A 2,649-nucleotide genomic window follows, 5' to 3' on the forward strand; every position below is an offset into this window, starting at 1 on the left:
CTGGATATTCCGGACAATACTGACCCCTGTTCTGGACATATTGACCCCTCTAAAAATGGGTTTGGTTCTATAATCTGTTAGACTGACAATTTTACATTTTTTTTCTGAGACTTTCTCCTTTTAACTCTATTCTGTAGGAAGAATGGACCAATCTGTCAAGAATAGCATCTGCTATAGTTTCTTCCCCAATGATATCATACCAGCTTGACACGGGCAACTGACTGACGATGATTGTTGATTTCTTTCCATGTCTATCTTCAATCATTTCCATAAAATCTATCCGCTGTTGCTGTTCGAGGTGGGTTAGTCCAAAGTCATCAATGATCAGGAGATCTGTCTTAGCCAGCTTATCAAAGAACTTCATCACAGTTCCTTCGAGTCTGGCCATTTTGGTTTTGAGCATTAGTTTCTGGGTATTGAAGTAAGCGGCTTTGAACCCCAGGACACAAGCCTGATGTCCAAGTGCAGAAGCCAGATAGCTTTTACCGCAGCCTGTTGCTCCGGTGATCAGCACAGCCTCTCCCTTTGAAATATATTCACCCGTTGCAAGGCTTGTGAACAACATTTGATCAAGACCTCTTGTTTTGTCAAGCTTGAGTTCCTCCAAGGATGCTTTGTACCTGAATGCCGCATTGGTTTCAAGCCTTTTGAACCTCCTGTTATCTCTTTCAAGCTCTTCAGCCTGTAGTAACAGTTCAAGACCTTCGGAAAGTGAGAGGCTTTGATTTTTTCTTGTTTCTTTGATAGCTGTCCATGTTTTGGACATACCGTGCAGCTTGAGTTTGGCAAACTGCGATTCGATCTGGTTTGTCATAGTTATTTAAAATTAATTGATTGTTGATTACTGTAATATGATTTACCCCTTACATTCTGATGCTTGGGTAGCGTTGCGATGTTGTTTTGGACAGACTCGTCTTCCATATGGTTCTCTATTATATTTTTGATAAACTTGTAAGAGAAAATCCCATTCTCCATTGCTGTTTTACATGCTTTTTCTAAAACTTCTGTATCTGATTTTCTAGCTAGAGCAAGTAGCCCATCACAAGACCTGTAGAGCTGTTCGGGATATCTTTTCTGTTCAAAAAGTAGGCATACATATTCGTAAAGGACTTTTGAGATCTTCGCTGAAAGATTCCTGTAATAGTCAGGACTTCTATCCCTGTAGTGCTGGTGATGTGAACAGAGGTGCTCTTTGACTGTTGAGTAAGCCCCATGTTTGAAGTTTCTGGTATGAACCGCCACTTTCTTACCATCATGATAGATGTAGACCATGGATCTGGAATAGACTACTTTTACTTTGTTTCCCATAAGGGTATGTGGAACACTGTAATAGTGTTTGTCTGCAGACAGATAGATGTGGTTGTTTTTTGCAACTTTAAGCATTGAATAGCTGCGAAGCTCAAAACGGTCTTCAGGCAGATCAGTCAGCAGGGCTTTTTCATCAGCCATAAACTTTTCTTCCCTACAGTATGGCTTCTTCTGCATTCTTGTCTGGTTGTGGGCTTTCACTTTCAGTTTGATTGCCTGGTTGAGAGAAGTGATGTCAAAGAACTGCATATTCCTGAGCTTGGCATAAACCCTTGAATAAAGGATCTTAACCTGATTTTCTACCAGAGCTTTATCCTGAGGCTTTCTAACCCTTGCGGGAAGTACTGCTGTCCTGTAGTGGTTGGCAAAATCTTCCAACGCTTGATTGATATCAGGTTCATACCGGTCTGCTTTAATCACAGCAGCCTTCAAGTTGTCAGGAACCAGAAGCTGTGGTACGCCTCCTAAATCTTCCAAACACCTGCTTAGTGCGTAAAGAAAATCAGATACACTCTGGGATGGCACAGCCATGGCAAAGGCATAATCAGAATATGGGAGGCAGGCAACAAAAAGCTGACATGCTATGACTTCTCCTGTTTCTCTGTCGATATAGGGAATGGTCTTTCCTGCAAAATCTATATAGAGTTTTTCTGCAGGTTTGTGGTCCAGAACCATAGTATTTTTGCCTTTTGCGGCCTGTTGCTGATCAAGGTGAAAACAAAATTGGGAATAGCTATATCCATCTGGGTTGGACTGTCTGTATTCTTCCCATAACAGTACTCTGGTTACACCAATCTTTTCTAACTCTTTTTGATAATGTTCAAGGTTGGCTTTAAAGTAATCATACCTTGAATCTTTATAGGAAGGATTACCGGGATGAAAAAGTGTATATAATTCAGGCTCGTCAAGGCTTAGAAGTGTCTCAATTGTAACCTTCTCAGCTCTTTTGCCTGTCAACAACTTATCAAGCTTAAAAAGATATGTCTTGACGGTATTCTTACTTACATCAAGGATACGTGCAATGGTTTTGACTCCATTGCCCTGTCGGTTAAGTATTATCAATTGTTTTATCTGACTCATTGGTTTTGGTTTTCCAGCCATAGGATTATAATTAGCGGTTATCGAAAGTGTCCGCTAAAAAAACCAAAACCATTAATCAGAGGGGTCAATATGCTCCGGAATTTTGACCAAAGGGGGTCAACATGATCCGGAATCTTTATGAAATTCTTGCTTTAGGGGGTCAACATCCGCCGGAATGTCAGTCGAATCTGGCCAATCAGGCCACTTTCACTAAACAAAAACATTCCGATTCTGAGGGGTCAACATGCTCCGGAATATCCA

2 protein-coding genes are annotated in these 2,649 nt (G+C 41.0%); both read right to left on the reverse strand.

What is annotated here, in order from left to right; all coding sequences use genetic code 11:
- Nucleotides 1-91 precede the first annotated feature (91 nt).
- Nucleotides 92-814: an IS21-like element helper ATPase IstB gene (gene istB, locus IEV57_RS19155; RefSeq protein WP_188444647.1), complete on the reverse strand. Its 723-nt coding sequence runs from the start codon at nucleotides 812-814 to the stop codon at nucleotides 92-94.
- Between the two features lie 2 nt (nucleotides 815-816).
- The gene (gene istA / locus IEV57_RS19160; protein ID WP_229744580.1) at nucleotides 817-2,388 is read right to left on the reverse strand and encodes an IS21 family transposase; all 1,572 of its coding nucleotides are present in this window, start codon (nucleotides 2,386-2,388) and stop codon (nucleotides 817-819) included.
- Between the last annotated feature and the right edge of the window lie 261 nt (nucleotides 2,389-2,649).

Source organism: Belliella aquatica (assembly GCF_014637795.1).
In the GTDB taxonomy this organism is placed as follows: domain Bacteria; phylum Bacteroidota; class Bacteroidia; order Cytophagales; family Cyclobacteriaceae; genus Belliella; species Belliella aquatica.